Here is a 26,705-nt window from a genome sequence, read left to right as displayed (position 1 = left end):
AACTGGTGAATTACGCGGTTCCCGTCACTCGATCGTGCGATGGCCTCGATGTCTGGTCCATCACACAGACGAACCCGGAGGTGAGCCCACCGTGAGGAGCGGGTCTAGCATCCCTTTCATCCACGCTCGATGACCACGATCTCGGCACCGTCGCCGGAGCCCTCCCCAGGTGGGCGACCCGGCGGCAGGCGCGGAAACCAGCGGTCAGCGGGCCCAAGCCATGACGTTGGAGGCCGTTCACCGATGTCCACCACGGCTACGCCCAGCAGCGCCACTGAGGCGGCTGCGAGCGCCTCCGCGGGTGTCTCACGCCGGCAGGGGACCTTCTACCGGGGCGACCCCGGTATGTGGTCCTGGGTGCTGCACCGCATCACCGGCGTGCTGACATTCTTCTTCCTCTTCGTGCACGTGCTCGACACCGCGCTCGTGCGCGTGTCGCCCGACTCCTACAACGAGGTCATCGAGACCTACAAGACCCCGCTGGTCAACCTCCTCGAAGTCGGCCTCGTCGGCGCGGTGCTGTTCCACGCGCTCAACGGCATCCGGGTCATGCTGGTCGACTTCTGGGAAAAGGGACCGAAGTTCCAGAAGCCGATGCTCTGGACGATCCTGGCCATCTGGGTCGTGGTGATGATTCCCGGTGCCTTCTTCATGATGAAGCGCACCGTCGAAGTTATGTTCGGGGGGCACTGACCATGGCATCCGAAGTTCTCGCACTCGACAAGCCGCGCTCCCCGAAGCGCCCCGCTGCCCGCCGCAGCAACTTCGAGCTCTACAGCTGGCTGTTCATGCGCATCTCGGGCCTCGCCCTGATCGTGCTGGTGCTCGGCCACCTGTTCATCATGAACATCCTCGACGGTGGCGTGCACCGCATCAACTGGGGCTTCGTCGCCGGCCGCTGGGCTTCGCCGTTCTGGCAGTTCTGGGACCTGTCGATGCTGTGGCTCGCCGAGATCCACGGTGGCAACGGGCTGCGCACGATCATCGACGACTACGCCCGCAAGGACAGCACCCGGTTCTGGCTGAAGATCGTCCTCTACGTCTCGATGGTGCTGATCCTCGCCGTCGGCACGATGGTGATCTTCACCTTCGACCCAGGTATCTCGGCCAACTGACGCCCACCACACGTTAAGCGGAGTCCTCAATGCAGTTCCACAAGTACGACGTGGTGATCGTCGGCGCCGGTGGCGCCGGCATGCGCGCGGCCATCGAATCCGGCCAGCGCGCCCGCACCGCGGTCCTCACCAAGCTCTACCCGACGCGTTCGCACACCGGCGCCGCCCAGGGCGGCATGTGCGCCGCGCTCGCGAACGTCGAAGAGGACAACTGGGAGTGGCACACCTTCGACACGATCAAGGGTGGCGACTACCTGGTCGACCAGGACGCCGCCGAGATCATGGCGAAGGAAGCCATCGACGCGGTCCTCGACCTCGAAAAGATGGGCCTGCCGTTCAACCGGACACCCGAGGGCAAGATCGACCAGCGCCGCTTCGGCGGGCACACCCGTGACCACGGCAAGGCCGCGGTGCGCCGCGCCTGCTACGCCGCGGACCGCACCGGGCACATGATCCTCCAGACGCTGTACCAGAACTGCGTCAAGCACGGCACCGAGTTCTTCAACGAGTTCTACGTGCTCGACCTGGTGCTGACCCCGGACGAGAACGGCGACCCGGCCGCTTCCGGCGTCGTCGCCTACGAGCTGGCCACCGGCGAGCTGCACGTCTTCCAGGCGAAGTCGATCGTGTTCGCCACCGGTGGCGCGGGCAAGATCTTCAAGACGACGTCGAACGCGCACACCCTCACCGGTGACGGCCTCGGCATCATCTTCCGCAAGGGCCTGCCGCTGGAGGACATGGAGTTCTTCCAGTTCCACCCGACAGGTCTGGCCGGGCTCGGCATCCTCATCTCCGAGGCCGTGCGCGGTGAGGGCGGCATCCTCCGCAACGCCGACGGCGAGCGGTTCATGGAGCGCTACGCCCCCACGATCAAGGACCTCGCGCCGCGCGACATCGTCGCCCGGTCGATGGTGCAGGAAGTGCTGCAGGGCCGCGGTTGCGGGCCGAACAAGGACTACGTCGTCCTCGACGTCACGCACATCCCCGAGGAGACGCTGAACGCGAAACTCCCGGACATCATGGAATTCTCGCGGACGTACCTGGGTGTCGACCCGGTCACCGAGCCGGTGCCGGTGTTCCCGACCTGTCACTACGTGATGGGCGGCATCCCGACGAACATCCACGGCGAAGCGTTGCGGGACAACGAGAACGTCATCCCCGGCCTGTACGCCGCGGGTGAGGTCGCGTGTGTTTCGGTGCACGGCTCGAACCGGCTGGGCACCAACTCGCTGCTCGACATCAACGTCTTCGGGCGTCGCGCCGGCATCGCCGCCGCCGAGTACGCGCTGGCGCACGAGCACATCGAGCTGCCGGAGAACCCGACCAAGGTCGTCGAGGACCAGCTGTCGCTGCTGCTCTCGGAGCACGGCGACGAGCGTGTCGCCGACATCCGCACCGAACTGCAGAAGACGATGGACTCGCACGCTTCGGTGTACCGCACCGAGGACACGCTGAAGCAGGCGCTGACCGACGTGCAGGCGCTGAAGGAGCGGTACGAGCGGATCACCGTGTCGGACAAGGGGAAGCGGTACAACACCGACGTCCTCGAAGCCGTCGAACTCGGCTTCCTGCTCGAACTCGCCGAGGTCCTGGTCGTCGGCGCCCTGGCACGCAAGGAATCCCGCGGCGGGCACGCCCGCGAGGACTACCCGAACCGGGACGACACGAACTTCATGCGGCACACCATGGCCTACAAACAGGGTGCCGAGCTGTCCGCCGACATCCGACTGGACTACAAGCCGGTGACCTTCACCCGCTACGAACCGATGGAGCGGAAGTACTGATGACCACGGCCACCCCCGAGAAGTCGGAGGCCGTGTCCTCCGACCACACGCCGATCACCGTCACGCTGAAGATCCTGCGGTTCAACCCCGAGGTCGACACCGAGCCGCACTGGGAGTCCTACGACGTCCCCGCGCAGCGCACCGACCGGCTGCTGAACCTGCTCTTCTACGTGAAGGACTACATCGACGGGACGTTCTCGTTCCGTCGCTCGTGCGCGCACGGCGTCTGCGGTTCCGACGCGATGCAGATCAACGGCATCAACCGGCTGGCGTGCAAGGTCCTGATGAAGGACCTGCTGGAGACCGGTGGCAAGAAGACCACCATCACCATCGCGCCGATCAAGGGCCTGACGACGCTCAAGGACCTTTACGTCGACATGGACCCGTTCTTCGAGGCCTACCGTGCGGTGAAGCCGTACCTGATCGCCTACGGGAACGAGCCCACCCGCGAGCGGATCCAGTCGCAGGCCGACCGCGACCGGTTCGACGACACGACCAAGTGCATCCTGTGCGCCTGCTGCACGTCCTCGTGCCCGGTCTACTGGAACGACGGCTCGTACTTCGGCCCGGCCGCGATCGTCAACGCGCACCGGTTCATCTTCGACTCGCGTGACGAAGGCGCCGAAGAGCGTCTCGACATCCTGAACGACTCCGAAGGCGTCTGGCGCTGCCGGACGACCTTCAACTGCACCGACGCCTGCCCGCGCGGAATCCAGGTGACGAAGGCGATCCAAGAGGTGAAGCGCGCCCTGCTCTTCAAGCGCGTCTAACGCTTCTGGTTCTTGCAAGTACGTGAAGGCCCCCTTCATTGCGCTAGGCGCAATGAAGGGGGCCTTCACGTACTTGGGACCGAGTTATCCACAAGGGGGCAGTTATCCACAGGTCGGCGAATTGGCTCTGGTGAAGTGCTCGGTCCCGCACTCATGATGGCTTTATGACCAAGAGGGGGAGATGGGCTCAGCAACCCGAACTGCTGCTGGAGCGGAGTCGTGGCGGAGTGATCCGCGCTTCCGACCTGGAAAGCCTGGAAATGAACAGCCGGACGATTTACACCCGTTGCCTGCCGGGTGGGCCGTGGCAACGATTGTTGCCGGGGATCGTCTTGCTGCACAGCACTGAACCGACCAATGACCAACTCGTGACAGCCGCGCTGCTGCACGGCGGAGCCGAAGCGCTTCTCACCGGCGGCGAAGCCTGTCTTCGACACGGTCTGCGTTCATCGACGATACCGGCAGACTTGGGGCTGCACCTGTTGATCCCCCATGAACGGAAGGTACGCAGCACTGGTTTCGTGACAGTCGAGCGGACGGTCAGACTGCCGTCTCCGCACGTTCGTCGCGAGGTTCCCTTGGCGCCTTTGGTCCGAGCCACTACGGACACCGTGCGCCGGCTCAAGGACACGGAACCGGTGGAGAAGATCTTGATCGAAGCAATTCAGAACGGTGGATGTCACCCCCGGGCACTGCTGTGGGAACTCAACCATGGAACGAAACGAGGAACCGCGATCCCGAGGCGCCTGCTGACGAACTGGCTGGACATCCGCTCCATGGCGGAGTCACGCGCCAAAATGCTCAGTCAGCGCTTGTCCCCGCCACCAAGCCAGTGGAACGTTGCGATCTACGACACTGAAGGCCGATACATCGGACGCCCGGACGCGTTGTGGGAAGACGTGGGTCTCGTTTGGGAAATCGACTCTTTCGAGTTTCATTTCCGCAAGGCGGACTACGCCAGAACCCTGGAGCGCAATGCGCGCTATGTGGCAGCCGGGCTCGTCGTTGTACAAACCTTGCCGTCACGTCTGCAGAACGATCCGGAAGGGGTTCTCGCCGAACTCCGCGCCGCCCGTCAAGTGGCCGAGTCCCGCCCCCGACCGGACATCCACCTCGCGACCGCCGCCTGAAGTACGTGAAGGCCCCCTTCATTGCGCCTGGCGCAATGAAGGGGGCCTTCACGTACTTCAACCCAGGAGAAACCCCTACTCCAGCACGCGGGCGGCAGCGGCCGAGTCGGCGGTACCGGGCAGCCGGTCGAAAGCCTCCGGGTCGATGTACTCGACAGCGCCCGTGCTCACGTCCCGCAGCATGTTGTACAGCCCGGCCATCACAGCGCGCGTGAAGTGTTCCCGGTGCTGCTGCCCGAGCGTCTGCGTCTGACCGCGCACCTCGAACAGCACCGTCCCCGTCCCGTTCAAGGCGAACGAACACCGCGCCTGCCCCGGCAGATCGCGATCCGGCGCGTGCGGATAGCGCGCCCCGACGAACCCGCGCGACGTCATCCCGTTGAACCCGCTGATCGCCAGTTGCCGCGATTCGTCCTTTGTGTACACATCGCGGTACTTCGCGTACTTCTGGCCGGGCTCGAAGAACTTGTCCGGCAGCGGCGGATAGTCGATCCCGACGTCGAGGAGCCGGTTGCTGCCCTCCTGCCGGACGCACGCTCCCTGATGGTGCAGATCGACGTAGACGTCGGGCACCTTCCCTCGCTGCCCGGTCAGCGAGACGTACACTGAACGCAGCGCCCGCGCCTCGGGCGTGATGAACCAACCCGGCTCGTCCGGCGCACCGGGGAAGTCCTCCGCGCGCGGGACGTAGTTCAGATCAGGATTGAAGTCGCGGTTGACGTCGAACCCGGGACGCTTCCGGTAGTCGTCACCCTGGAGGACGTCGCTCAGGTAGTTCCAGGCGGGCGGCCGGTCCTTGAGTTGCGGGAACCTCTGCTGGACCTCGGCCCACGACAGGTCGTTGCCGCGCCGGTCGAGTTCGGCGCCGTCCGGGTTCAGTTTTGGCACCGCGACGAACGTGATGGTCTTCCGCAGCCGCTCGGCGTCCCGCGACTCCGACGTGCCGAGGTAGTCGAGGATACGCAGCAGCGCGTCGGTGCCGGTCTTCTCGTTTCCGTGGATCTCGCTGGAGACCACGAAGACCTTCGGCCCGGTCCCGACGCTCGCCTGGTGGATCACCCGCCCGCGAGTGGACCGCCCGACCTCCTTGACCGCCACCCGCCCCTTGCTCACGCGCTCGAGCCTGCCGAGTTCCCGCACCATCTCGCGATAGTCGGTGAACTCGTTGATGGGCAGTTCCCGCGGTTCCTCACTACAGGCCTGGACGGGCGCCGCCACCGCGGCGGGCGCGCTGACGAGCGGGAGCACCGCCAGGCCCACCAGCACGGGAACCAACCGACCGAACACCGACATCGTGAACTCCCCACTGTCGAAGGTGTTCACAACGTAGCGAGGACGCCGTCGAAAAGGCCAGGAAAACGAAACGGGGCCGGCCCACGAACATGGACCGGCCCCGTGACAGCCGAACTACCTCACCGCGTCCAGAGCGTTGACGCGGCCGTGCCCGTAGTACGAGTTGTCCTTCGCCGGGCCTTCACAGACCGGCGCCGCGGTTCCGCAGGGAACCGTGTCCGCCTGATGCTCGAGCAGCCACCTCAGCGCCACGGGGGGCGCGTGCCGGTAGCGGGACGCGAGCAGGGCGGCGACACCGGCGACGTGCGGGGACGCCATCGAGGTGCCGCACTTGGCGCCGTAGGCACCGTTGAAGATCGTCGACAGCGGGCAGCCGACACCCTGGCCGGTGGGCGGCAGCTGGGCGCGGTCGCCGCCGGGCGCGGTGACCGAAACGTCGTCACCGTAGTTGCTGTACGACGACTTCGTGCCCGCGTAGCCGATGGCCGAGACGTTGACGACGCCGTCGATGGCCTTGGGCAGGATGCCGCAGCTCTCGTCGATCGGGTGGGGGCGGTTCGGGTCGGTGGTCTGCTTGTCCGGGTCGAAGCCGCTGTTGCCGGCGGCGGCGACGTTCAGGACACCACGACCGGTCGAGTAGGTCACCGCGCGGCGGACGGCCTCGTACGCGGCCGCGTCGCCCGGCTCCTTCGAGCAGTAGAACATGCCCGGGTCGATGTAGTAGCTGTTGTTCGTGACCGGGAAGCGGTGCTTCGCGGCCCACATGAACCCGCAGACGGCGGCTTCGGGGAGGATCAGGCCGTCGTCGTTCACGACCTTCACCGAGGCCAGCTTGACGCCGGGGGCGACGCCGGTGAAGCCGCGCGCGGTGTCCTTGCCGGCGATCGTGCCGGCGACGTGCGTGCCGTGGTCGGAGTTCGTCGGCGCCCAGGCGGCGGGCGTGGTGTCGGGCGCGCCCGTGTTGCACCCGGCGGACACCTTCGGGTCCAGCGCGTTCTTCAGCGCGGGGTGGGTGGGCTCGATACCCGAGTCCAGCACGCCGACGGTCACCGAACGGCTGCCACCGGAGACCTTGTTCGCCTCGGGAGCCTGGATGGCCCGCATGTCCCACTGCTGGGCCGACAGGTCCTCTTCGACGGCGACGCTGGTGGTCTCTTCGCTTTCCTTGGTGTCGACCACCGCGGAGCGGGTCGACCGGGACGACGCCGCGGGCGGGAACGCCACGTCACGGCCGCCCGAGTAGGCGCGGTAGACACCGATCTTCGCCTGGAAGTCGGCGTTGCGCGAGGTCGCGACCGCGACCCCGATCTCCGGGTAGTACGCCACCTTCTCGCCGCACTTGGCGCGCAGCTCGGCGTCGACCTTGCGCTCCGGGGTACGCGGGTTGTAGAGCACCACGTAACTGAACGGCGCGCTCGCGGTGTCGCACTGTGCGGCGGGTGCGGGCGCGGCGCTCGCCGACGGGGCCGCGAAGAAACTTCCCGCCGCCGCCGCGACGAGCGCGGGGACGAGCAGGCGTCTGATCCGGGACATTCAACCTCCATGATTCGGTGAGGTGAACGTTAGGGAGCCGACGCCGGGCCCACCACCGTCAAAAGGACGACAGACCCGATCAGGCGTCAGCCTTTTCCGCGTCCCGTGACTTGGCGCCACGAAGCGTGCGCAGACCGATCAAACCGATGATGGTGCCGAGCACGAACGAGACGACCGTCAGCACCGCGTGCACGATGAAGTACGCGGTGGGCGAGCCGTCCGCGGCCCAGGCGCGGTCGCTGTCCCAGAGGTTCTTGGCGAAGGTGATCCAGATGATCCACGACCACACGCCGAAACCCAGCAGGAACATCGAAGTACCTCGCGAAATGCGCATGCCCCTGAGTATGAACCGAGCCCGGCGACGCTACATTGCTCGGGTGCACAGCGCTATCTCCCGGTCGCTCATGGTCCTCGTTTCCGGTGTGCTCGCCCTCGCGGTGACGCCGGTGGCCACAGCCGCTCCGAAGCCACCAGCCCAGGCGCAGCCGTGCGCGAACAAGACGACACCTCCCGCGCCGATCGACACCTCCGAGAAGCCTCGCCCCGGCGAGGTCGCGCCCGAGCCGTTGCCGGTCCCGCCGGTTCCGGTCGGCGGCGAACGGATGGCCGAATGCGGGCTCGTGCTCCCGAAGCGCGCGCTGAACCCGCCCGAGGGATCCACCGCCGCGTCCTGGGTGCTGCAGGACCTCGAAACCGGCGACATCATCGCGGCGAAGGACCCGCACGCCCGTCAGCGGCCGGCGTCGCTGATCAAGGTCCTGCTCGGGCTGGTCGTGGTCACCGAACTTCCGCCGAACAAGGTCATCACCCCGACCAAGGAGGACGCCGACCAGGAGTGCACCTGCATGGGCATCACCGCCGGTGGTCAGTACACAGTGGACCAACTGCTGCACGGGCTGCTGATGCACTCCGGAAACGACGCGGCGCACGCGCTCGCCACCGTGCTCGGAGGCGTCGACGCCGCCGTCGCGAAGATGAACGCGCTGGCCACCGAAATCGGCGCCACGGACACACGGGCCGCGACCCCGTCCGGGCTCGACGGCCCCGGCATGTCGACCTCGGCCTACGACATGAGCCTGATCTTCCACTACGCGATGAGGCAGCCGGAGTTCGCGAAGGTGGTCAAGACCAAGAGCTTCGAAATCCCGCCCACGGCGGGAAAGCCGGTCATCACGATCTACAACGACAACAAACTGCTCGGGACCTATCCCGGTTTCATCGGCGGGAAGACAGGCTTCACCGACGACGCGCGCCACACCTACGTCGGCGGCGCGCTCCAGAACGGCCATCGGGTCGCGGTCGTGATGCTTCGCGCCGAGCAGCGTCCGACGCGGGTCACCGAGCAGGCCGCGAAACTTCTCGATTACGGCCTCGCGCTGCGCGAGGCCAAGGCGGAATCGGTCGGGCGGATCGACTACAAGCCGGCGGAATCGGTGAACGCGGAAGTGGCCAAGCCCGCTCCGAACGCCGACGGCACGTCGAACAGCGGCGCCGCCGCCGCGGCGGAAGACCCGTTCGGAGTGACGGGCTGGATCATCACACTGGTCGTCTTCCTGATCATCGTGGCGGCGTTCGTCATCGGTCACCAGCGCAAGAAGGCCCTGGAGCGCTCATAGCCGGACGGTCAGGACTTCCGGCGGCCGAACCAGCCCAACAGCGCGCCGGTCGCGAAAGCCCCGCCGACGGCACCGAGTCCCGGCCCCTGCTGAACGGTCACCCTCGGGTGAAAGGACACGGGGGCCGGCGGCTCGATGACCGTCGACATGTTCTCCTTCGCCGTCGCGGTCCACGCGGTGATGAACAACAGGAAGCGCGAAACGAGATTCGCGAAGACGAGCAGGCCGATCACCGGGCCGAACAACGTGAACGCCGGTGACTTCGTGACGCTGCCGAGGTAGAGGGTCGCGCCCTGCTGGAGCACGATGAACCCGACCGCGGCGAACACCGCGCCCTTGACCGCGCTGCGCAGCGCGACGTGCTCGCGAGGCAGCCTCGCGATCACCCAGAGGAACACCAGCGTGTTCGCGAGCAGGCCGAGCAGGATCGTCGCGACCTTGAGCAGGAACACCGCCCAGCTCTGGTCCTGCAGGCCGACCAGTTCGAGCAGGAACCGCCCGACGCCGCTGCCCGCCGCGGTGAGCCCGAACGAGATCACCAGCGCGAGGCCAAGCCCGACCAGCGACAGCAGGTCCTTGATGGTCGTCGAAACCAGCGGCAGCTGCTGCTTTTCCTGCCCCCATTGGGCGGTCAGCGCGTCACGCAGGTTCGTCATCCAGCCGACACCGGAGTACAGCGCGAGCACCAGGCCGAACACGCCGATGCCGCCGCCGGACTCCAGCGCCGCCTTGATGATGCTGCCGACCAGATCGCTCAGGCCCTCCGGCACCGACTTCTGGATGCCGTCGATGAGCTGGTTCGTCACCACCTGGTCGCCGGCGAGCACGATGCCGATGATCGCGAACGCGACCATCAGGATCGGGATCACCGAAAGCACACTGAAGTAGGTGATGGCCGCGGCGTAGTGGTTGCCGTAGCGCTCGGTGAAGGCGTCGTTCGCCCGGATGAGGTGATCGAGCCAGCCGTACTTCCGCCTCAACCGCGGTAGCAGCTTGTCCTCGTCCGGCTTCGCGCCGTCGTCTTTCGCCACCTGTCGACGCTAACCACGTCCACCCCGGCTCGCAGCGCGAATCAGCCTGCCGGGGGAAGGAAACCGATGTTCTCGTAGACGTTCCGCAAAGTCACCGAAGCGACTTCCCGTGCCCGTTGCGCGCCGAGGGCCAGCGCTTTGTCGAGCTCGGCGACGTCATCCAGATAGGACTGGACGCGCTCCTGCACCGGGGTGACCCAGTCGACGAACGCCTCGGCGACACCCTTTTTCAGATCGCCGTAACCCTTGCCCTCGAAGGCGGTTTCGAGTTCGGCGACCGGCTCGCCGGTCAGCGCGGAGAGGATCGTCAGCAGGTTCGAGACGCCCGGCTTGTTCTCGGTGTCGAAGACGACCTCGCGGCCGGTGTCGGTGACCGCCGAGCGGACCTTCTTCGCCGACTTCTTCGGGTCTTCGAGCAACTCGATGAGGCCGTTGCCGGTCGACGAGGACTTGCTCATCTTCGCCGTCGGGTCCTGCAAGTCGTAGATCTTCGCGGTGTCCTTGACGATATGCGGCTCCGGCACCGTGAACGTCTTGCCGTAGCGGTTGTTGAACCGCTGCGCGAGGTTGCGCGTCAGCTCCAGGTGCTGCCGCTGGTCCTCGCCGACGGGGACCTCGTTCGCCTGGTACAGCAGGATGTCCGCGGCCTGGAGGACCGGGTAGGTGAACAGGCCGACGCTGGCGCGATCCGTGCCCTGCTTCGCGGCCTTGTCCTTGAACTGCGTCATCCGGCTCGCCTCGCCGAACCCGGTCTGGCACTCCAGGACCCAGCTCAGCTGGGCGTGCTCGGGCACCTGGCTCTGGACGAACAGCGCGCTGCGGGCCGGGTCGACACCGAGCGCGAGCAACTGCGCGGCCGAGCGGCGCGTGCGGTCCCGCAACACCTTCGGGTCCTGCTCGACAGTGATCGCGTGCAGGTCGACGACCATGTAGAAGGTGTCGTGGGTGTCCTGCAGCCGCACCCATTGCCGCAGCGCACCCAGGTAGTTGCCCAGGTGGAACGAGTCGGCGGTCGGCTGGATCCCGGAGAGCACCCGCGGGCGCTTCAGTTCGTCGGACACGCCCGGATTCTGTCAGGCCGTGCCCCGGTGGGTCACCCGGCCTCGTCCCGGCCGAAAGATGTAAACGGTTAACCGGCACATACTTCCGACGGTTCTGGGCACGGTGTCCGATTCCTACCGTTCATGGCACCGGATCTTCCGGCCACACCGAAGGAGAACCCAGATGAAGGCACGATCCCTGGTGATGGGCTTGGCCATGGCGGCCGCGGCCGTCTTCTCGCTTTCCGGCGTCGCGGCGGCGGCCGAGCCCACCGGAGGCGTCCAGCCGAACATCGTCGGCGGCGGCAACGCGACCCAGGTCTATTCGTTCATGGTGTCCCAGCAGTCGAGCGGCGGCGGGCATCAGTGTGGTGGGTCATTGATCAGCTCGACCTGGGTGGTCACCGCGAAGCACTGCGGCACGCCGTACCAGGTGCGGGTCGGAACCACGAACCGCACCAGCGGCGGCACCGTGGCCCGCGTGGCCCAGCGGATCGCCCACCCGAGCGCCGACCTGGCGCTGCTGCGTCTCTCGACGGCGGTTTCGCAGGCGCCGGTCACGATCGCCGACGCGTCCGGGGCCGTCGGCACCGCGACGCGGATCATCGGCTGGGGCCAGACCTGCGCCCCGCAGGGTGCCTGTGGCGCCCCGATCACCCTGCAGGAACTGAACACCTCGATCGTCGCCGACAGCCGTTGTCTCGGGATCAACGGTGCCAGCGAGATCTGCACCAACAACCCCGGTGGGAACAAGGGCGCCTGCTACGGCGACTCGGGCGGCCCGCAGGTGAAGCAGGTCAACGGTGTCTGGCAGCTGGTCGGCGCCACCAGCCGCGCCGGGAACAACAGCAGCACCTGTGCGACCGGGCCGTCGATCTACGTCGACGTCCCCTACTTCCGCAGCTGGATCCGCACCAACTCCGGAGTCTGATCCGGTCCCCGCGTCGCCCCACCGTCCCCTGGGGCGACGCGGTCCCAGCCGGTTCAGCAAGGATCCGGGCGGAAGTTCGAAGATCCGCTCCAGCAGCGCGACCGCCTTCAGGGAGTCGCACCGCTCGGGGCGGCTTCTTCCTGTCCGCCAGTAGCTCAAGGTCGCGACACTGACCCGGACGCCCCGCTGGGCGAGCCGGTGCCGGATCCGGTCGAGTCCGAGTCCGCTGTCCGTGATCGCCCGGTCCAAAGCGCGCGGGAAGGGATCACCGGGCCGGCTGCGACGCCGCGTCACCGTCATGGACCTGAGCGTGGCGATCAGCGCGCGGCTAAACAATCCGGGCCGGACTAGGTGTCCCTACCCAAGAAATCCGGCACGTCACCTTTCGCGGGCTAAGTGCGATCTGTCCGGTCCCGCCGCCGCCTCGCGTTTAGCGGGCTAAACGCGATCCGGGCCCGGGGCACCCCGCGCGGGCGGACTCGACTTTAGCGGGCAAACCGTCATCCGAGCGGGGCTGGCGCCAGGTCGACTTTAGCGGGCAAATCGCGACGCCTGGGCGAGGCGCGTTCAGCGGGCTAAACGCGATCCGGGGCCAGGGAAGCGCTGGTCAGGGGCGCTGCGGGCGGGTGAGGGCGTCGCCATCGGCGAGTACGGCCTCGGCCATCGCGGCGACGTCCGGCGTGGCGGACCGCATCGGGGTGACGACAACAGGGATGGCGGTGGCGACGCGGGCCTTCCGGCGCTGACGGAAAACACCGAAGGCCATGCCGACGATGCCGAGCGCGACGGCGATCAGGCCGACCGGCCCCAAGAGGCCGAACGCCATCTCCGAGCGCGAAGTCGACTCCGCGGCCGAGGCCGGACCGGCGCCCGCGACGAGCAGTGCGACCGGGATCGCGACGACCGCCGCGGTCCTGGCCGCGGGCAGAGCCGACCGCATCAGGAGATGAACTGGGTTCCGCACCGGAGTGCCTCCCGTGACGTGACATTGCTGAACCGGAACGCTAACCCGAACGAGTGAGCATTTCCAGGCTGCTGGTCAAAAAACTACCGAGCGTGTCAAGACCTGTGGGTTCTGATCAACTCGGGGCACGAGACTAGCCCCTCACAGGGTGGATGTTTCGAGCACCCCTCTTCTCGGAGTCGTCGCGAGCCAAACGGTTTCCGATAGAACAAGACAAGGGTTAGGCCGTTCGGATGTCACCCCAGGGCCGAACAGGCACGATCCGACTTTCCGCGGTTGGTTTCTTGTCCGCAATGGTCTATACCTGTGGCCATACCCCTTAAAAGGTATAGACCAATCTCCCTGCATGGTCCCCTCGCATGAAGGAGCCACCGATGTCTCTTCGACGTATTCTCGCGGCGGTCGCCGCCACCTTCGCCGCCACCACGGTCGCCGTGGTCGTCCCGGCCCAGTCCGCCTCCGCGGCGGACTGCGTGACGCCGTGGAACGCGAGCTCGGTCTACCGGGGCGGCAACACCGCCTCCCACAACGGGCACAACTGGTCCGCGAAATGGTGGACGCAGAACGAAACGCCCGGCTCGGCACAGGTCTGGGCCGATCAGGGCGCCTGCGGCGGCGGCTCGCAGAACCCGTCCGGCTTCGTGGTCACTGAAGCCCAGTTCAACCAGATGTTCCCCAGCCGGAACCCCTTCTACACCTACAACGGCCTGGTCACCGCCCTCAGCGCGTACCCGGCCTTCGCGGGCACTGGCAGCGACACCGTCAAGAAGCAGGAGGCGGCGGCCTTCCTGGCGAACGTCAGCCACGAGACCGGCGGCCTGGTTCACGTCGTCGAGCAGAACCAGGCCAACTACCCGCACTACTGCGACACGACCCAGTCCTACGGCTGCCCGGCGGGCAACGCCGCGTACTACGGCCGCGGCCCGATCCAGCTGAGCTGGAACTTCAACTACAAGGCCGCCGGCGACGCGCTGGGCCTGCCGCTGCTGACCAATCCGTGGCTGGTGCAGAACGACGCGGCGGTCGCCTGGAAGACCGGCATCTGGTACTGGATGACCCAGAACGGCCCTGGCACGATGACCCCGCACAACGCGATGGTCAACAGCCGCGGCTTCGGCGAGACCATCCGCAGCATCAACGGCAGCCTCGAGTGCAACGGCGGCAACCCCGGCCAGGTGCAGAGCCGCGTGAGCAAGTACCAGCAGTTCACCGGCATCCTCGGCGTCACCCCCGGGGGCAACCTGTCCTGCTGATCCGTCTAGGGAACTGAAGGGGCCCTTCGCTGCATCTGACGCGGCGAAGGGCCCCTTCGTCATTCAAGAGCGCCGAGCAGTCGACGCAGCGTGGCGTCCAGGACGTCAAGATCGTCACCGAGCGGCGAAAGGAGCTTCGCGACGTTCCCGGTGTGCTCGGTCATCGCGGCGTCGACGACTTCGAACCCGCGCTCGGTCAGCGTGACCCGGAAGCTGCGCCGGTCCTCTGGGTCGAGCGCGCGCTCGACCAGCCCCGCCGACTCGAGTCTGTCGAGCCGGCTGGTCATCCCGGCTCTCGACATCATCAGCGTCGCGGACAGCTCGGACGGGATGAGCGTGTACGGCTTCCCGGACCGCCTGAGCGCGGCCAGCACGTCGAACTCGCCCTGTTTCAGCCCGTGTTTCGCGAACACGGCCTCCACCATCGGCGTCGTCAGCATCACCACGCGGCCGAGGCGGCCGGCGACCCCGATCGCGGCCAGGTCCAGTTCCGGCCGTTCCCGCCGCCAGGCGCCGACCACCGCGTCGATCGCGTCGGCGTTTCGTTCGTCATTCACGACGGCAGTCTATTCGACGGAAGATAGTTTGACAGCGAACTATAAGCAGTGGAACTATTCCGAGTATGACCCAGCACATCGAGACCCGTGAACCCGTCCTCGTCCGCGCGGCCGAGACCGAGACCGTCGGCGCGGCTCCCAATCTCGTCACGCTGCTCGCCGACGTCTCGACCACAGGCGGCCTCCTCAGCAGCGCGAGAACACGACTAGGCGTCGGCGCGAACGGCGCGGCGCCGCACTACCACACCGGTTCCTCCGAGATGTTCTTCATGCTCGGCGGAAACCTGGAAGTCCTTGTGGGAAGATATCGTCACCGTTTCCGAGGGCGACCTGCTCGTCGTCCCACCGTTGACCACACACGCTTTCCGCGCGGCAGTCGGCTCGTCTGCGGACGTGCTGATCGTGTTCATCCCCGGCGTGGAACGGTTCGGCTACTTCCGGCTGCTGGAGCAGGTCGGCCACGGCACGGCGACCGTCCAGGATCTCTTGGACAGCCAGGAAGAATTCGACAACCACTTCGTCGAGAGTCCAGTGTGGACGGAGACGGCGAAGGCTCGTCAGTAGCCGCGCGGCGGGTATCCCGAGGGCGGATACCCCGGTGGCGGATATCCGGGTGGCGGGTACTGGGGTGGCGGGTACTGCGGTGGATAAGGCTGCCGCGGCGGGTATCCGGGGTGCTGCCCGTACTGCGGCGGGGGCGGATACTGCTGCGGGCCCTGGGGATTCCGCGGCGGATACGGCTGCGGCGGGTATTGGTGCTGTCGCGGCGGCGCGGCGGGTTGCCCGCCACCGAGGTGGAACGGCAGCAGCGGCACCAGTTGCGCGAGCCTGCCCAGCGTCGCGAGTACGTCGTCCGGTTTGGTCCGGCCGAACGTCGGATTCTCGACGTAGACGAGTTCCGGCCCCGCCAGCGACCAGGTGTGCAGCTTCAACGACCGCATCGTGGCGGCGACCTGCGGCGTGAGCACCTGGATCGCGACGTTCGGATCGGTGTCGATCAGCTTGTACCAGCGGTTGAACTTCCGATCCGCGGTGGCGGGCTCCGGGTACCGCTCGACGTCCCAGGCGGATTCGATGCTCGACACGATCTGGAAGTTCGGCATCGGCGCGGGCAGGGTGACCACCCAGACCGAGTCGATCGAGAGCGTGTCGAGTTCGTTGACCTTCTTGTTGGTCCACCGCGTGTGGACGCTCGTGACCGTCGGACGGCGGTGGTAGTCGAAGACGCTGAACCGAAGCCCGTTGTACGCGCCGCTCAGCGCGCCGAACGCCATCCGTTTGTCGCCGCGCTGGTTGAACGGCAGCACCGTCCAGCGCTCCAGGAGGTTCGGCGCGTCCGGGCTGAACTCCCACCCGTACTGGCCGGACATCTGGTAGCGCTCGGCGTTCGTCGCCTCGATGCGCCGGGCTTCGTTCGTCTCCATGACCGCCTCGGCTAGCCGGAATACGTCGCCGTCACCGGCGCGTGATCGGACCAGCGCTGGTCATAGAACTCGGCACGCTCCACCACGACGGAGGTGCACCGCTCGGCCAGGCCGGGAGTGGCGATCTGGCAGTCGATGCGCCAGCCCGAGTCGTTGTCGAACGCCTTTCCGCGATACGACCACCACGTGTACGGGCCAGGGCCTTCCGGGTCGAGTTTGCGCTGCACATCGACGTAACCGGCCTCGGTGAACACGCGGCCGAGCCATTCCCGCTCCTCCGGCAGGAAGCCCGAGCTCTTCTGGTTCCCACGCCAGTTCTTCAGGTCGGTCTTCTCGTACGCGATGTTCCAGTCGCCCACGACGACGACCTCGCGGCCCCCGGCCTCGGCCTTGGCGCGCAGGTCGACGAGATACGGCAGGAACGCCGCCATGAAGCGTTCCTTCTCGTCCTGACGCGGGGTCCCCACGTCACCGCTGGGCAGGTACAGACTCGCGACCACGACGTTCGGCAGGTGGATCTCGGCGTAGCGGCCGCTGTCCTCGAACTCGGGCTCGCCGAAGCCGATGCGGATCTCGTCGGGCTCGGTCCGGCTGAAGAGCATGACGCCGTTGCGCCCCTTCTGCGCGGACGGCGCGTGCACCACGTGCCAGCCTTCGGGCGCGGCGGCACCGGCCGGGAGCTCTTTGAGCTCGGCCCGGACCTCCTGGCAGGCGACGACGTCGGCTTTGGTGGAGCCGAGCCACTCGACGAAGCCCTTTTTCGCGGCGGCACGGAGGCCGTTGACATTCACAGTGGAGACGGTCAGCACCCTTCGCACGCTACCCGGAGGGTCCGACAGAAACGTCAGGGGTTGAGCCGCGCCGAGAGGTCTCGTTCGTAGCGAGCCGAGCGGGGGTGCCCGCCGGTTGCTGCTGACCCGCCTCTCGCCCGGCTCCGACCGCGGGACCTCGGTGGCAAAGGCGCGGAAGGAGTTCAGCGGCGAAATACTGGCGGCCGAGGAAGGCGCCCACTTGCGTTTAGCGGGCTAATCGCGATCCCGCGGGTCAGGCCCATTCGCGTTTAGCGGGCTAAACGCGAAGCCGCAGGTCACGGGCCGCACTGGGAGCCTTCGACCGGGGTCGCGTACTGGGCGGAGACCCACTTGCCCTCGGCGATCTTGCGGAAGCCGTTCTCGACCACCGGCTGTGCGTCGATCTTCGCGTCCTTGACGTACTTGCCGACGATCTTCTGCCCGCCGGGGGTGTCGCGCGCGTTGAGCACGTCGGCGGTCACCACGACCTGGCAACCGGTGGGACTCGAAGCGCTCGACTCCCTGTCTTGTCCCGAGATGGCGACGACGACGATCAGCGCCGCGCCGGCGCCGAGGAACAAGACCGGTTTCGAGATGGCCATGATGGTCACTCCTCGAACAAGGGAATCGTTTTCTGCCTTGACCAGAGTGGCAGAAGCCGGCCCGGTCGCCCAGATCCCGGATTGCCAACCACCCGGAGGCGCCAACCCGGCGAGTCGCGTACTACCCACCGTCACGGATCTGGCACAAACGACGAAGGCCCCTTCCGCGAGGAAGGGGCCTTCACCGTGTTCAAAGCGAAACTCAGCCCTGGGCGATCTTCTTGGCCAGGTTGTCGTCCAGCGTCGCGAGGAACTCCTCGGTGGTCTGGAACGGCTGGTCCTTGCTGATCAGCAGCGCCAGGTCCTTGGTCATCTTGCCGCTCTCGACGGTCTCGACGACGACCTGCTCCAGCTTGTTCGCGAACCCGATCAGCTCGGGGTTCGAGTCCAGCTTGCCGCGGTGCTCGAGGCCACGGGTCCACGCGTAGATGGACGCGATCGGGTTGGTCGAGGTCGGCTTGCCCTGCTGGTGCTGGCGGTAGTGCCGGGTCACCGTGCCGTGCGCGGCCTCGGCCTCGACGGTCTTGCCGTCCGGGGTGCGCAGCACCGACGTCATCAGGCCCAGCGAGCCGAAGCCCTGCGCGACCGTGTCGGACTGCACGTCACCGTCGTAGTTCTTGCAGGCCCAGACGTAGCCGCCCTCCCACTTCATCGCCGCGGCGACCATGTCGTCGATCAGGCGGTGCTCGTAGGAGATGCCCTTGGCGTCGAAGTCGGCCTTGAACTCGGCCTGGTAGATCTCCTCGAACACGTCCTTGAACATGCCGTCGTAGGCCTTGAGGATGGTGTTCTTGGTCGACATGTAGACCGGGTACTCGCGGTCGAGGCCGTACTGCAGCGAGGCGCGCGCGAAGTCCTCGATGGACTTGCGGTAGTTGTACATCCCCATGGCGACGCCGCCGCCCTCGGGGAACTTCGCGACCTCGAACTCCATCGGCTCGGAGCCGTCGTCCGGGGTGTAGCTGATGGTCAGCGTGCCGGGGCCGGGGACCTTGAAGTTGGTCGCCTTGTACTGGTCACCGTGCGCGTGACGGCCGATGATGATCGGCTTGGTCCAGCCGGGCACCAGGCGCGGGATGTTCTGGATGACGATCGGCTCGCGGAAGATCACGCCGCCGAGGATGTTGCGGATCGTGCCGTTGGGCGAGAGCCACATCTTCTTCAGGCCGAACTCTTCGACGCGCGCCTCGTCCGGCGTGATCGTGGCGCACTTGACGCCGACGCCGTGCTTCTTGATCGCGTTCGCCGAGTCGACGGTGATCTGGTCGTCGGTGCGGTCCCGCTCCTCGATGCCCAGGTCGTAGTACTCGAGGTTGAGGTCCAGGTAGGGGTGGACCAGCTTGTCCTTGATGAACTGCCAAATGATGCGGGTCATCTCATCGCCGTCGAGCTCGACGACGGTGCCCTGGACCTTGATCTTGGCCATGAGCAGCGGTGCTCCTTCCGCGGATCTTCGCGTTCTTCTTGAGTCTCTCCGGTAGCGGTACAAGCGTACTGCTTAACGGCTCTGGATGGTTCCAGTAGTGGTCGGTATCAAGTCTCCACGAGGCCGATGTGGCCGACGTCACCCGGTCGGACGACGGCCATCCGGCCGTCACGCGACCCACGGAGACCGCGACATCATCGAACCGCACTCCTCAGCCGGCCACCGGAAAGGCGATCCCCATGTCCACCAACCCCTACGCCGTGCCGCCGCACGAGCAGCCACCGGCACCGGAGCCGTACCTCCAGCCTAAGCAAAGCAGCCGCGCCGTGCCTCGCGTGCTCAGCGCTGTCGGCGGAGTGCTGCTCACGCCGGTCGCGCTCGGCTTGGTGATCTACGGCGGCTCGCGGCTGCAGCGGATGTACGCGCAGGCCTACACCGTCGGCGAAGACCCTCTCGGCCTGTTCTTGCTGATCCTCGGCGGCCTCCTCCTGCTCGGCGTCGCGCTCCTCGGCGCGCTGTCCGGACTCGGCCCGGTCATCGGCGGGCTGCTCTGGGGAGTGGTGCCGGGACTGACCACCCTCCTGGGCGGGCAGAGCGTCATGAGCACCATGTACGACCTCGGCGGCCGCGAACTCGGCGTCGGCCTGGTGACCTGGCTGGTGATGGGCGCCCTGTTCGGAGCCGGTTTCCTGCTGGTCGGGGCCGGCCTGGTCGGGACCCTCACCCGGCGCCGCCCAACTCGCCTTTAGCGGGCTAAACGCGCTCCGGCGAGATCGAAGTGAACCGAAGGGGCTTCGCGTCCGTAGTCCGGTTAAGGGAGGTGACCCGCCCATGTCATCGCACCGGTACGTCGCGGAGTACGACGACGAGGACTACCAGGAGTACGGCGAATACGAGCAACAGCCGAAAGACCCGCGAAGGCCCTACAAGGACGTCGAGTCGTACGAACCGTACGAGCAGCCGTACGAAGACGACCTGGTCACCGAAGACTCCCGCGCGGGCCGAGGCGCGCGTCGCGCCCTCAGCGGCGCGGGCGGGCTGGTCCTGACGCCGGTCGCCCTCGGCCTGCTGGCCTGGGGCGGCCTGCGGCAGCAGATGCTCGTCCAGGCGACGCTCAGCACCCAGCGTGACGTCTTCGGTATCGGACTGCTCGTGGGCGGCGGGCTCCTGCTGCTGGCGGTCGGGCTGCTCGGCGCGCTCTCGGCGACCGGCCCGATCCTCGGCGGCCTCGTCTGGGGCGTCGCACCCGGCGTGACCGCCGCCGTGGTCCCGGAATGGGGCTTCCGCCTGGCGAGGTACCTGCCGCAGAACGACGTCACCTACGGCGTCACGAGCTGGCTGTTCATCGGCGGCCTGCTCGGGACGGGCTTCCTCCTGATCGGCGCGGGCCTCGCGTCGAGACTCGCCCGGCGGCGGCGCTGAGGAGGCTGGGACCATCGGTGCATGGGTTTGTTCACCGTTCCTGAAGCCCGCGCCGAACTCGCCCGGCTACGCCCGGCGCTCGACGAGATCGTCCGTCTCCGCGCCGACGCGGCCGAACTCGCCGCGTCCCTGCGTCCGGGTGGCCGCGAGACCGCGCTCGGCGGCATGCCGGAGTGGAAGGCCGCGCAGGCCCGGCTGGACGATCTGATGACCGCCGTCCAGCGGACGGGTGCGGAGCTGAAGGGGTTCGCCCCGCTCCTGATCGACTTCCCCGCCGAACTCGACGGCGTCGACGTCCTGCTCTGCTGGCTCGAAGGTGACCAGGAACTGTGCTGGTACCACCGCACCGACCTGGGGTTCGCCGGGCGCCGCCGCCTCCCGAACCGGGTCGAGGTCGTGCGCGAGGAGATCGCGGCGGGCCTCTTCGACGGTGTTGCCGCGCACTACGACGAAGACACCTTTCACGGTCTTGTCGCCGACGCGCTTGTCGACGGCCTCGGCTGCACAGCTCCCGAACGCGTTCTCGACGTCGCGACCGGGACCGGCGTGGCCGCGTTCGCCGCCCTGCGCCTGAAGCCGGGCGAAGTGCTCGCGATCGACATCTCGCCGGGCATGATCGCCCAGGCCGAGGTGAAGGCGGCGGCGCACGACCCTGGCCGGCTCATCACCTGGCAGGTCGCCTCGGCGGTGCCGTCGCCGGTGGAGGACGAGGGCGCGGACGCCGTGCTGTGCGCGTCCTCTCTGCATTTCCTCGGCGCGGCCGCGCTCCGCGACTGGCTGCGTGCCCTGCGTCCTGGCGGCAGGCTGGGCTTCAGCCTGCCGCTGGCGTCGGCGTTCCGGCCGTCGGAGGCGTTCGCCGCGATCGTCCCCACCGACCTGAAGCTCCCGGAAACCGAGGACGACGCGGCCGGAATCGCCGCCGAAGCGGGCTTCACCGAGGTGACCGTGAATCGTCTCGACGTCGAGTCCGGGGACAGGGTCCGGTCGGTGTTCGTGGTGCACGCGACCAAACCCTGAGGGTCACCAAGGCAGGAGGACCCGCCGTTCGATGGGACTCGACATGACGATCGACGTCGTCGTGGTGCCCAGCGTGGACAGGTCTTCGAGAAGGTCTTCCAGGTGGGCGGTGTCGCGGACGGCGATCTTGAGAATCCAGCAGTCCTCCCCGACCACATGGTGCAGTTCGAGGATCTCCGGGCGGTCCATGACCTTCCGCGTGCGCGGATGCCGGACGGTGAACCCGCTGTGCGGCGCCATCCGCACGAACGCCCGCAGCCCGAGGCCGACCCCGGACGGCGAGACGAGCGCCGCGTAGCCAGTTATCGTGCCGTCGGCTTCGAGTCGTTTTACGCGTTCGCCGACAGCGGCCGGGCTCAGTGAGACGCGGCGCCCGAGTTCGCTTAGGGTGATGCGGCCCTCCTCCTGGAGGAGTTCGAGGAGTCGCCGGTCGATCACGTCCAGTGAGCTTTCAGTGAAACCCCGCCTTGACCGAGGTTCTTTCAGTGATTCCACGGAATCGCCCATGATCTCCCCTTCAAGCACTCGGATCGCCACCGTAACACTGGACGGCATGAAGAAAGTGCTCGTTCTGGGTGGGAGCCGGTACTTCGGCCGCGGGGTGGTCGAGCGGCTGCGCGACGCCGGGCTGGACGTCACCGTGGTCAATCGCGGCTCCACCCCGGCGCCGTCCGGCGTCGCCCACCTGATCGCCGACCGCGACGACGCGGCGGGCCTGAAGGCCGCGCTGGGTTCCCGGTCTTTCGACGTCGTTCTCGACCAGGTCTGCTACACCCCGGTCCAGGCGGACATCGCGCGCCGCGTCATCCGCGCGGACCGGTACGTGATGACGTCCACGATCGAGGTCTACGACCGGGTCCGGACGCATACCCCGATGGCCGAATCGCTGGTCTCCCGTTCCCCCGTCGACTTCGAGCTTCCCTGGCACGACGAGGATTTCCTCGAAGCGCACTACGGCGACGGCAAACGGCAGGCCGAGGCGGTCTTCGCGGCCGGAGACGTGCCGTTCGCTTCCGTGCGGGTCGCGCACGTCCTCGGCGGCGAGGATTTCACCGGGCGGCTGCGGCATTACGTCGAACGGCTGGACGCGGGGGAAGCCGTCGCGGTCCACGCGGCACCGCGGCCGTCGACGTTCATCCACGAGCGTGAGATCGCGGACTTCCTGGCCTGGGCCACGCGAGCGGACTTCACGGGCCCGGTCAACGCCGGTTCGCACGGCGAGCTGTCCGCGGTGGATCTCGCCGCCGCCATCACCGCCGAGCCCCGGTTCCGGATCGTCGAGCGGGACGCGTCGCCGTTCTCCTTCGACCGGTACGCCGTGCTGAACACCTCGCGTGCGACCGATCTCGGTTTTTCCTTCTCCACCACCACCGATTGGCTCGGCGAAGCCGTCGAAGAGATCCGAAAGGCAGCTTGAGCATGCGCTACCGCAGCATCGGGGACGTCAAAGTGAGCGCGATCGGGCTGGGCGCGATGCCGTTGTCGATCGAGGGCCGTCCGGACTCCGAACGCGCGATCGCCACCATCCACGCCGCGCTCGACGCCGGGGTCACGCTGATCGACACGGCGGACTCCTACCACTGGCACGCGGGCGAAATCGGGCACAACGAGGTGCTGATCGCCGAGGCGCTGGCCACCTACGGCGGCGGCTCGGACGCGGTGCTCGTCGCGACCAAGGGCGGCCGTGGCAGGCCCGGTGACGGCTCGTGGACCGTCACCGGGACACCCGCGCACCTCAAGAGCGCCTGCGAGGGCTCGCTGAAACGGCTCGGCGTCGACGCGATCGGGCTCTACCAGTTGCACAAGCCCGACGAGCGCGTGCCGTGGGCGGAGTCCGTCGGCGCGATCAAGGAATTGGCCGACGAAGGCAAGATCCAGCTCGCCGGAGTGTCCAATGTGTCCAGTGCGCAGATCCTCGAAGCGCGGGAGATCCTCGGTGGGAAGCTGGTTTCGGTGCAAAACGAGCACTCGCCCGCACAACTCGCGCACGAACCGGAGCTGGCACTGTGCACGAAACTCGGGCTCGCCTACCTGCCTTGGGGTCCGCTGCGCGGGATCGGCGGCGAATTCCTCGCCGTGGCCGAAGAGCACGGGGTCAGCCCGCAACGGGTGTGCCTGGCCTGGCTGCTCGCGAAGTCGCCGTCGATGATCGCGATCCCCGGTTCGACGCGGCCCGCGACGATCCGCGATTCGGCGGCCGCCGCCGAGCTCGTGCTCACCGCCGAGGACCTGGCTCGGCTGCCGTGATCAGGCGCTGGCCACCAGCGTGACACCGAGGGCGATCATCGTCGCGGCGACCAGGCCGTCCAGCACTCGCCACGACGACGGCTTCCGGAAGAATCCGCTGAGCAGCCTCGCGCCGAAGCCGAGCACGAGGAACCAGATCACGCTGGCCGACACCGCGCCGACGCCGAACGCCCACCGGCCGCCGCCGTGCCCCGCCGCGATGGCGCCGAGCAGGAGCAGGGTGTCGAGGTAGACGTGCGGGTTCAGCCAGGTGATCGCCAGCGTGGTCAGCACGATGCGGCGCAGCGACCCGCCGGTCTCCGGGCCCCCGGTTTCCAGCGCCGCCGGCTTGAACGCGCGACGGGCCGCGAGAGCGCCGTAGCAGAGCAGAAAAGCGCCGCCGACCAGAGCGGCGATGGTCAGCGCTTCGGGTGAGGTCCCCACCAGCGCGCCGACTCCGCCGACGCCGAGGCTGACCAGGATGACGTCGGAGACGATGCAGATCAGCACCACCACGAGCACCGCTTCGCGCCGGATGCCCTGGCGCAGCACGAAGGCGTTCTGCGCGCCGATCGCGACGATGAGGGCCATGGTGGCGCCGAAACCGGCGGCGGCGCTGAACAGGACGTTTCCCATGAGAAGAACAGTAGGAAGCGAGTCGCCAACAGTACAGCTAAAGATTCTTACGTAAGATTAGCGCTCGTGACGACAGAACTGCCCCTCGACCTGGTCCGCACCCTGCTGGCGGTCGCCGACGAAGGCACGTTCGACGCGGCCGCCTCGGCCCTGCACGTGACGCCGTCGGCGATCAGCCAGCGCGTCAAGGCCCTCGAACAGCGCACCGGCCGGGTTCTGCTGATCCGCACGAAACCGGTGCGCCTGACCGAGTCCGGACAGGCGGTCGTGCGCTTCGGCCGTCAGCTGACGTTGCTGGAGTCCGACACCCGGGCCGAACTCGGCCTGACCGCGGGCGACGAGCCGGTCCGGCTGCCGATCGCGGTGAACGCAGATTCCCTGGCGACGTGGTTCCTGCCGGCGCTCACCCGGGTACCGGCGGAGCAAAAGATCTGCTTCGAACTGCACCGCGAGGATCAGGACCACACCACGACCCTGCTGCGGGAAGGCCTGGTGATGGCGGCCGTGACGTCGTCGCCGGATCCGGTCGCGGGCTGTTCGGTGCACCGGCTCGGGCACATGCGCTACCTGGCCGTCGTGAGCCCTCGGCTCGGGACAGGCCTCGATCTCGCCGAAGCACCCGTCGTCGTCTTCGACCGCCGTGACGACCTTCAGGACCGCTTCGCGCGCGAACGCGGCACGATCGCGAGTTCGCTGCGGCACTACGTCCCGTCGTCCGAAGGGTTCTTCGACGCCGTCGCTGCCGGGATGGGCTGGGGCATGGTGCCGCTCGCGCAGATCGGCGACCGCCTGCGCGAGGGGCGCTTCGTCTGCCTGGACGCGGACCACCCGATCGACGTACCGCTGTTCTGGCAGCAGTGGAAACTCGACTCCCCCGCGCTGGCGGCGGTGTCGGCCGCCGTCACCACCGCGGCCGCGGACCTGCTGGTCGACCCACACGGATGAGACGCGCGCGGCGGCGCGTTCGTGAGATCCTGGGCGCATGACGCGCGCATTGCACCTGGTCGGAGACGAGGAAGCGGACCGGCTGCTGACCGAAGACCCGTTCGCGCTGCTCGTCGGGATGCTCCTCGACCAGCAGTTCCCGATGGAACACGCGTTCCGGGGACCGCAGAAGATCGCGGACCGGATGGACGGTTTCGACATCAAGAAGATCCACGCGATGGACACCGAGACCTTCGTCGAACTCTGTGTCGTCCCGCCCGCGATCCACCGTTACGGCGGTTCGATGGCCCGGCGGGTGAAGGACCTCGCGGAGCACGTGGTCGAACACTACGACGGCGACGCCGCCGGGATCTGGACCGCCGGGCGGCCCAAACCGGACGGCCCCGAGGTCCTCAAGCGGCTCAAGGCGTTGCCCGGTTTCGGCGATCAGAAGGCCGCGATCTTCCTCGCGCTGCTCGGTAAGCAGCTCGGTGTGCAGCCCAAGGGCTGGCGCGCGGCCACCGGCTCGTACGGCGACCGCGGCTCCCGGCGTTCGATCGCCGATGTTGTCGACACGAAGACCCTCGGCGAGGTGCGGGCGTTCAAGAAGGCGGCGAAGGCCGCTGCCAAGGCTCCGGCGAAGTAGCTACTTCTTCGCGGCTCCCGGCCACGGCCCCGGCGTCTCGGCGGGCAGTTCGGCCTGCCCGGCTTCGGTGCGGAACAGCCGGAAGCCGCGTGCCTGATAGTTCTTGAGCGCGGCCGGGCCGTCCGTGGTGCAGGTGTGGACCGTCACGCGGCGCGTCGCCGCCTTGCCGGGCCAGCGGTCCGCGAGCGCCCACGCCTCCCGCAGCGCGACGGTCAGCAGATGCCCGCCGATGCCCTTCCCGACGAAGGACGACATCAGGCCGAAGTACGCGAGTTCCACTTCGTCGTCCGCGCTGCCGTCGAGTTCGAAGAAGCCGCACGGCGTTCCCCGCGTGTACGCCACCCAGGTCTCGACGCCCGGCCTGTCCAGCCACTCGATCCACCGCGACCACGTCCAGTCCAGCCTGTCGATCCAGAACCAGTCGCCGCCGACGGCGGTGTAGAGGTACCGGTTCAGCTCGGGGCTGACCAGCTCGGCGCGGGTGACCGTCACCGGGACGGCGGGCGGTTTCGCCGCGCTCAGGTCGTCCGGCGAGGTCTGTTCGAGGTGCCAGGTCGTGATCTCCATCCGGGGA

At 67.6% G+C, this 26,705-nt stretch carries 30 protein-coding genes; 16 read left to right on the top strand and 14 right to left on the bottom strand.

Features of this window, described 5'->3' with window-relative positions; translation table 11 throughout:
* The first annotated feature begins 243 nt into the window (after nt 1-243).
* From sdhC to BS329_RS22075, 5 genes are all read left to right on the top strand, one after another.
* Complete coding sequence (sdhC, locus tag BS329_RS22095; protein ID WP_076163136.1) at nt 244-693, top strand: succinate dehydrogenase, cytochrome b556 subunit; 450 nt, start codon at nt 244-246, stop codon at nt 691-693.
* 2 nt (nt 694-695) lie between these two features.
* Nucleotides 696-1,115 (top strand): succinate dehydrogenase hydrophobic membrane anchor subunit, encoded by a 420-nt coding sequence (locus BS329_RS22090; RefSeq protein ID WP_037315751.1) that lies wholly within the window; start codon nt 696-698, stop codon nt 1,113-1,115.
* Between the two features lie 29 nt (nt 1,116-1,144).
* Nucleotides 1,145-2,899 carry a succinate dehydrogenase flavoprotein subunit gene (gene sdhA, locus BS329_RS22085; RefSeq protein ID WP_076163135.1) on the top strand — a complete coding sequence of 585 codons (1,755 nt, stop codon included), beginning with the start codon at nt 1,145-1,147 and terminating at the stop codon, nt 2,897-2,899.
* On the top strand, nt 2,899-3,669 hold the full coding sequence (locus BS329_RS22080) for a succinate dehydrogenase iron-sulfur subunit (RefSeq protein WP_076163134.1): 771 nt from the start codon (nt 2,899-2,901) through the stop codon (nt 3,667-3,669). The genes sdhA and BS329_RS22080 overlap by 1 nt, the downstream gene beginning before the upstream one ends.
* A gap of 164 nt (nt 3,670-3,833) precedes the next feature.
* Complete coding sequence (locus BS329_RS22075; protein WP_084750076.1) at nt 3,834-4,799, top strand: hypothetical protein; 966 nt, start codon at nt 3,834-3,836, stop codon at nt 4,797-4,799.
* 75 nt (nt 4,800-4,874) lie between these two features.
* Here the strand turns inward: BS329_RS22075 and BS329_RS22070 are convergent, their stop codons facing one another.
* From BS329_RS22070 to BS329_RS22060, 3 genes are all read right to left on the bottom strand, one after another.
* A complete protein-coding gene (locus BS329_RS22070) occupies nt 4,875-6,092 on the bottom strand; it encodes a M14 family zinc carboxypeptidase (protein WP_244197249.1) in 1,218 nt (405 codons plus the stop codon).
* 114 nt (nt 6,093-6,206) lie between these two features.
* Nucleotides 6,207-7,625 carry a S8 family peptidase gene (locus BS329_RS22065; RefSeq protein WP_076163132.1) on the bottom strand — a complete coding sequence of 473 codons (1,419 nt, stop codon included), beginning with the start codon at nt 7,623-7,625 and terminating at the stop codon, nt 6,207-6,209.
* 79 nt (nt 7,626-7,704) lie between these two features.
* A complete protein-coding gene (locus tag BS329_RS22060; RefSeq protein WP_026467335.1) occupies nt 7,705-7,959 on the bottom strand; it encodes an SCO4848 family membrane protein in 255 nt (84 codons plus the stop codon).
* A 43-nt stretch (nt 7,960-8,002) separates the two neighbouring features.
* On the opposite strand from BS329_RS22060, the gene BS329_RS22055 reads away from it, so the two are divergent.
* Complete coding sequence (locus BS329_RS22055; protein WP_076163131.1) at nt 8,003-9,241, top strand: D-alanyl-D-alanine carboxypeptidase family protein; 1,239 nt, start codon at nt 8,003-8,005, stop codon at nt 9,239-9,241.
* Between the two features lie 8 nt (nt 9,242-9,249).
* On the opposite strand, the gene BS329_RS22050 is transcribed toward BS329_RS22055, so the two are convergent.
* Both BS329_RS22050 and trpS read right to left on the bottom strand, forming a co-directional pair.
* Nucleotides 9,250-10,272, bottom strand: coding sequence for a YhjD/YihY/BrkB family envelope integrity protein (locus tag BS329_RS22050; protein ID WP_076163130.1), 1,023 nt, complete (start codon nt 10,270-10,272; stop codon nt 9,250-9,252).
* 41 nt (nt 10,273-10,313) lie between these two features.
* The gene (trpS, locus tag BS329_RS22045; protein WP_076163129.1) at nt 10,314-11,333 is read right to left on the bottom strand and encodes a tryptophan--tRNA ligase; all 1,020 of its coding nucleotides are present in this window, start codon (nt 11,331-11,333) and stop codon (nt 10,314-10,316) included.
* A gap of 163 nt (nt 11,334-11,496) precedes the next feature.
* Between trpS and BS329_RS22040 the strand changes: the two genes are divergently transcribed.
* Nucleotides 11,497-12,243 carry a S1 family peptidase gene (locus BS329_RS22040; RefSeq protein ID WP_076163128.1) on the top strand — a complete coding sequence of 249 codons (747 nt, stop codon included), beginning with the start codon at nt 11,497-11,499 and terminating at the stop codon, nt 12,241-12,243.
* A gap of 607 nt (nt 12,244-12,850) precedes the next feature.
* Here the strand turns inward: BS329_RS22040 and BS329_RS22035 are convergent.
* Nucleotides 12,851-13,183 (bottom strand): hypothetical protein, encoded by a 333-nt coding sequence (locus BS329_RS22035; RefSeq protein ID WP_076163127.1) that lies wholly within the window; start codon nt 13,181-13,183, stop codon nt 12,851-12,853.
* A 398-nt stretch (nt 13,184-13,581) separates the two neighbouring features.
* Here BS329_RS22035 and BS329_RS22030 point away from each other — a divergent pair, with 398 nt between their 5' ends.
* Complete coding sequence (locus tag BS329_RS22030; RefSeq protein WP_076163126.1) at nt 13,582-14,460, top strand: glycoside hydrolase family 19 protein; 879 nt, start codon at nt 13,582-13,584, stop codon at nt 14,458-14,460.
* Nucleotides 14,461-14,519: 59 nt separating this feature from the next.
* Here the strand turns inward: BS329_RS22030 and BS329_RS22025 are convergent, their stop codons facing one another.
* Nucleotides 14,520-15,017, bottom strand: a complete 498-nt coding sequence (locus BS329_RS22025) for a MarR family winged helix-turn-helix transcriptional regulator (protein ID WP_076163125.1) — start codon at nt 15,015-15,017, stop codon at nt 14,520-14,522.
* A gap of 294 nt (nt 15,018-15,311) precedes the next feature.
* Here BS329_RS22025 and BS329_RS45540 point away from each other — a divergent pair, with 294 nt between their 5' ends.
* Nucleotides 15,312-15,581 carry a hypothetical protein gene (locus tag BS329_RS45540; protein WP_425266370.1) on the top strand — a complete coding sequence of 90 codons (270 nt, stop codon included), beginning with the start codon at nt 15,312-15,314 and terminating at the stop codon, nt 15,579-15,581.
* On the opposite strand, the gene BS329_RS22015 is transcribed toward BS329_RS45540, so the two are convergent.
* From BS329_RS22015 to BS329_RS21995, 4 genes are all read right to left on the bottom strand, one after another.
* On the bottom strand, nt 15,575-16,441 hold the full coding sequence (locus tag BS329_RS22015; protein WP_076163124.1) for a hypothetical protein: 867 nt from the start codon (nt 16,439-16,441) through the stop codon (nt 15,575-15,577). The genes BS329_RS45540 and BS329_RS22015 overlap by 7 nt on opposite strands.
* Nucleotides 16,442-16,452: 11 nt before the next feature.
* Nucleotides 16,453-17,259, bottom strand: coding sequence for an exodeoxyribonuclease III (locus tag BS329_RS22010; protein WP_143253148.1), 807 nt, complete (start codon nt 17,257-17,259; stop codon nt 16,453-16,455).
* A gap of 269 nt (nt 17,260-17,528) precedes the next feature.
* Nucleotides 17,529-17,834 carry a hypothetical protein gene (locus tag BS329_RS22000; protein WP_076163428.1) on the bottom strand — a complete coding sequence of 102 codons (306 nt, stop codon included), beginning with the start codon at nt 17,832-17,834 and terminating at the stop codon, nt 17,529-17,531.
* A gap of 202 nt (nt 17,835-18,036) precedes the next feature.
* A complete protein-coding gene (locus BS329_RS21995) occupies nt 18,037-19,260 on the bottom strand; it encodes an NADP-dependent isocitrate dehydrogenase (protein ID WP_076163122.1) in 1,224 nt (407 codons plus the stop codon).
* Nucleotides 19,261-19,499: 239 nt separating this feature from the next.
* Between BS329_RS21995 and BS329_RS21990 the strand changes: the two genes are divergently transcribed.
* The 3 genes from BS329_RS21990 to BS329_RS21980 all read left to right on the top strand — a co-directional run bounded on the left by BS329_RS21990 (nt 19,500) and on the right by BS329_RS21980 (nt 21,699).
* Nucleotides 19,500-20,009 (top strand): hypothetical protein, encoded by a 510-nt coding sequence (locus BS329_RS21990; RefSeq protein ID WP_244197248.1) that lies wholly within the window; start codon nt 19,500-19,502, stop codon nt 20,007-20,009.
* 82 nt (nt 20,010-20,091) lie between these two features.
* A complete protein-coding gene (locus BS329_RS21985; RefSeq protein ID WP_084750073.1) occupies nt 20,092-20,682 on the top strand; it encodes a hypothetical protein in 591 nt (196 codons plus the stop codon).
* 21 nt (nt 20,683-20,703) lie between these two features.
* Nucleotides 20,704-21,699 (top strand): DUF2203 family protein, encoded by a 996-nt coding sequence (locus BS329_RS21980; RefSeq protein WP_076163121.1) that lies wholly within the window; start codon nt 20,704-20,706, stop codon nt 21,697-21,699.
* Between the two features lie 3 nt (nt 21,700-21,702).
* Here the strand turns inward: BS329_RS21980 and BS329_RS21975 are convergent, their stop codons facing one another.
* Nucleotides 21,703-22,137, bottom strand: a complete 435-nt coding sequence (locus BS329_RS21975) for an Lrp/AsnC family transcriptional regulator (RefSeq protein ID WP_208619250.1) — start codon at nt 22,135-22,137, stop codon at nt 21,703-21,705.
* A 115-nt stretch (nt 22,138-22,252) separates the two neighbouring features.
* Between BS329_RS21975 and BS329_RS21970 the strand changes: the two genes are divergently transcribed.
* Together BS329_RS21970 and BS329_RS21965 are read left to right on the top strand one after the other, a co-directional pair.
* The gene (locus BS329_RS21970; protein WP_076163119.1) at nt 22,253-23,116 is read left to right on the top strand and encodes an NAD-dependent epimerase/dehydratase family protein; all 864 of its coding nucleotides are present in this window, start codon (nt 22,253-22,255) and stop codon (nt 23,114-23,116) included.
* A 2-nt stretch (nt 23,117-23,118) separates the two neighbouring features.
* Nucleotides 23,119-23,946, top strand: a complete 828-nt coding sequence (locus BS329_RS21965) for an aldo/keto reductase (protein WP_076163118.1) — start codon at nt 23,119-23,121, stop codon at nt 23,944-23,946.
* Here the strand turns inward: BS329_RS21965 and BS329_RS21960 are convergent, their stop codons facing one another.
* Nucleotides 23,947-24,561 (bottom strand): LysE/ArgO family amino acid transporter, encoded by a 615-nt coding sequence (locus BS329_RS21960; protein WP_076163117.1) that lies wholly within the window; start codon nt 24,559-24,561, stop codon nt 23,947-23,949.
* Nucleotides 24,562-24,627: 66 nt separating this feature from the next.
* Between BS329_RS21960 and BS329_RS21955 the strand changes: the two genes are divergently transcribed.
* Nucleotides 24,628-25,506 carry a LysR family transcriptional regulator ArgP gene (locus BS329_RS21955; protein ID WP_076163116.1) on the top strand — a complete coding sequence of 293 codons (879 nt, stop codon included), beginning with the start codon at nt 24,628-24,630 and terminating at the stop codon, nt 25,504-25,506.
* A gap of 37 nt (nt 25,507-25,543) precedes the next feature.
* The gene (locus tag BS329_RS21950) at nt 25,544-26,131 is read left to right on the top strand and encodes an HhH-GPD-type base excision DNA repair protein (protein WP_076163115.1); all 588 of its coding nucleotides are present in this window, start codon (nt 25,544-25,546) and stop codon (nt 26,129-26,131) included.
* On the opposite strand, the gene BS329_RS21945 is transcribed toward BS329_RS21950, so the two are convergent.
* The gene (locus BS329_RS21945; protein WP_076163114.1) at nt 26,132-26,698 is read right to left on the bottom strand and encodes a GNAT family N-acetyltransferase; all 567 of its coding nucleotides are present in this window, start codon (nt 26,696-26,698) and stop codon (nt 26,132-26,134) included. It lies immediately after the preceding gene.
* Between the last annotated feature and the right edge of the window lie 7 nt (nt 26,699-26,705).

This window comes from Amycolatopsis coloradensis (assembly GCF_001953865.1).
GTDB classification, from domain to species: domain Bacteria; phylum Actinomycetota; class Actinomycetes; order Mycobacteriales; family Pseudonocardiaceae; genus Amycolatopsis; species Amycolatopsis coloradensis.
The sequence above is the reverse complement of the archived record's forward strand: the minus strand, read 5'-3'. Positions and strand labels throughout refer to the sequence as shown.

Excerpts from the sequence above, each read along its gene's own strand:
- BS329_RS22000 (WP_076163428.1), bottom strand. The coding sequence starts at position 17,834 with ATGGCCATCTCGAAACCGGTCTTGTTCCTCGGCGCCGGCGCGGCGCTG.
- BS329_RS22065 (WP_076163132.1), bottom strand. The coding sequence starts at position 7,625 with ATGTCCCGGATCAGACGCCTGCTCGTCCCCGCGCTCGTCGCGGCGGCG.
- BS329_RS22090 (WP_037315751.1), top strand. The coding sequence starts at position 696 with ATGGCATCCGAAGTTCTCGCACTCGACAAGCCGCGCTCCCCGAAGCGC.
- BS329_RS21980 (WP_076163121.1), top strand. The coding sequence starts at position 20,704 with ATGGGTTTGTTCACCGTTCCTGAAGCCCGCGCCGAACTCGCCCGGCTA.
- BS329_RS22060 (WP_026467335.1), bottom strand. The coding sequence starts at position 7,959 with ATGCGCATTTCGCGAGGTACTTCGATGTTCCTGCTGGGTTTCGGCGTG.
- BS329_RS21965 (WP_076163118.1), top strand. The coding sequence starts at position 23,119 with ATGCGCTACCGCAGCATCGGGGACGTCAAAGTGAGCGCGATCGGGCTG.
- BS329_RS22015 (WP_076163124.1), bottom strand. The coding sequence starts at position 16,441 with ATGGAGACGAACGAAGCCCGGCGCATCGAGGCGACGAACGCCGAGCGC.
- BS329_RS22040 (WP_076163128.1), top strand. The coding sequence starts at position 11,497 with ATGAAGGCACGATCCCTGGTGATGGGCTTGGCCATGGCGGCCGCGGCC.
- sdhC (WP_076163136.1), top strand. The coding sequence starts at position 244 with ATGTCCACCACGGCTACGCCCAGCAGCGCCACTGAGGCGGCTGCGAGC.
- BS329_RS22070 (WP_244197249.1), bottom strand. The coding sequence starts at position 6,092 with ATGTCGGTGTTCGGTCGGTTGGTTCCCGTGCTGGTGGGCCTGGCGGTG.
- sdhA (WP_076163135.1), top strand. The coding sequence starts at position 1,145 with ATGCAGTTCCACAAGTACGACGTGGTGATCGTCGGCGCCGGTGGCGCC.
- BS329_RS21960 (WP_076163117.1), bottom strand. The coding sequence starts at position 24,561 with ATGGGAAACGTCCTGTTCAGCGCCGCCGCCGGTTTCGGCGCCACCATG.
- BS329_RS22035 (WP_076163127.1), bottom strand. The coding sequence starts at position 13,183 with ATGCGGTCGGCTCTGCCCGCGGCCAGGACCGCGGCGGTCGTCGCGATC.
- BS329_RS22030 (WP_076163126.1), top strand. The coding sequence starts at position 13,582 with ATGTCTCTTCGACGTATTCTCGCGGCGGTCGCCGCCACCTTCGCCGCC.
- BS329_RS21995 (WP_076163122.1), bottom strand. The coding sequence starts at position 19,260 with ATGGCCAAGATCAAGGTCCAGGGCACCGTCGTCGAGCTCGACGGCGAT.
- BS329_RS21945 (WP_076163114.1), bottom strand. The coding sequence starts at position 26,698 with ATGGAGATCACGACCTGGCACCTCGAACAGACCTCGCCGGACGACCTG.
- BS329_RS21985 (WP_084750073.1), top strand. The coding sequence starts at position 20,092 with ATGTCATCGCACCGGTACGTCGCGGAGTACGACGACGAGGACTACCAG.
- BS329_RS21950 (WP_076163115.1), top strand. The coding sequence starts at position 25,544 with ATGACGCGCGCATTGCACCTGGTCGGAGACGAGGAAGCGGACCGGCTG.
- BS329_RS21970 (WP_076163119.1), top strand. The coding sequence starts at position 22,253 with ATGAAGAAAGTGCTCGTTCTGGGTGGGAGCCGGTACTTCGGCCGCGGG.
- BS329_RS21990 (WP_244197248.1), top strand. The coding sequence starts at position 19,500 with ATGTCCACCAACCCCTACGCCGTGCCGCCGCACGAGCAGCCACCGGCA.
- BS329_RS22075 (WP_084750076.1), top strand. The coding sequence starts at position 3,834 with ATGACCAAGAGGGGGAGATGGGCTCAGCAACCCGAACTGCTGCTGGAG.
- BS329_RS22080 (WP_076163134.1), top strand. The coding sequence starts at position 2,899 with ATGACCACGGCCACCCCCGAGAAGTCGGAGGCCGTGTCCTCCGACCAC.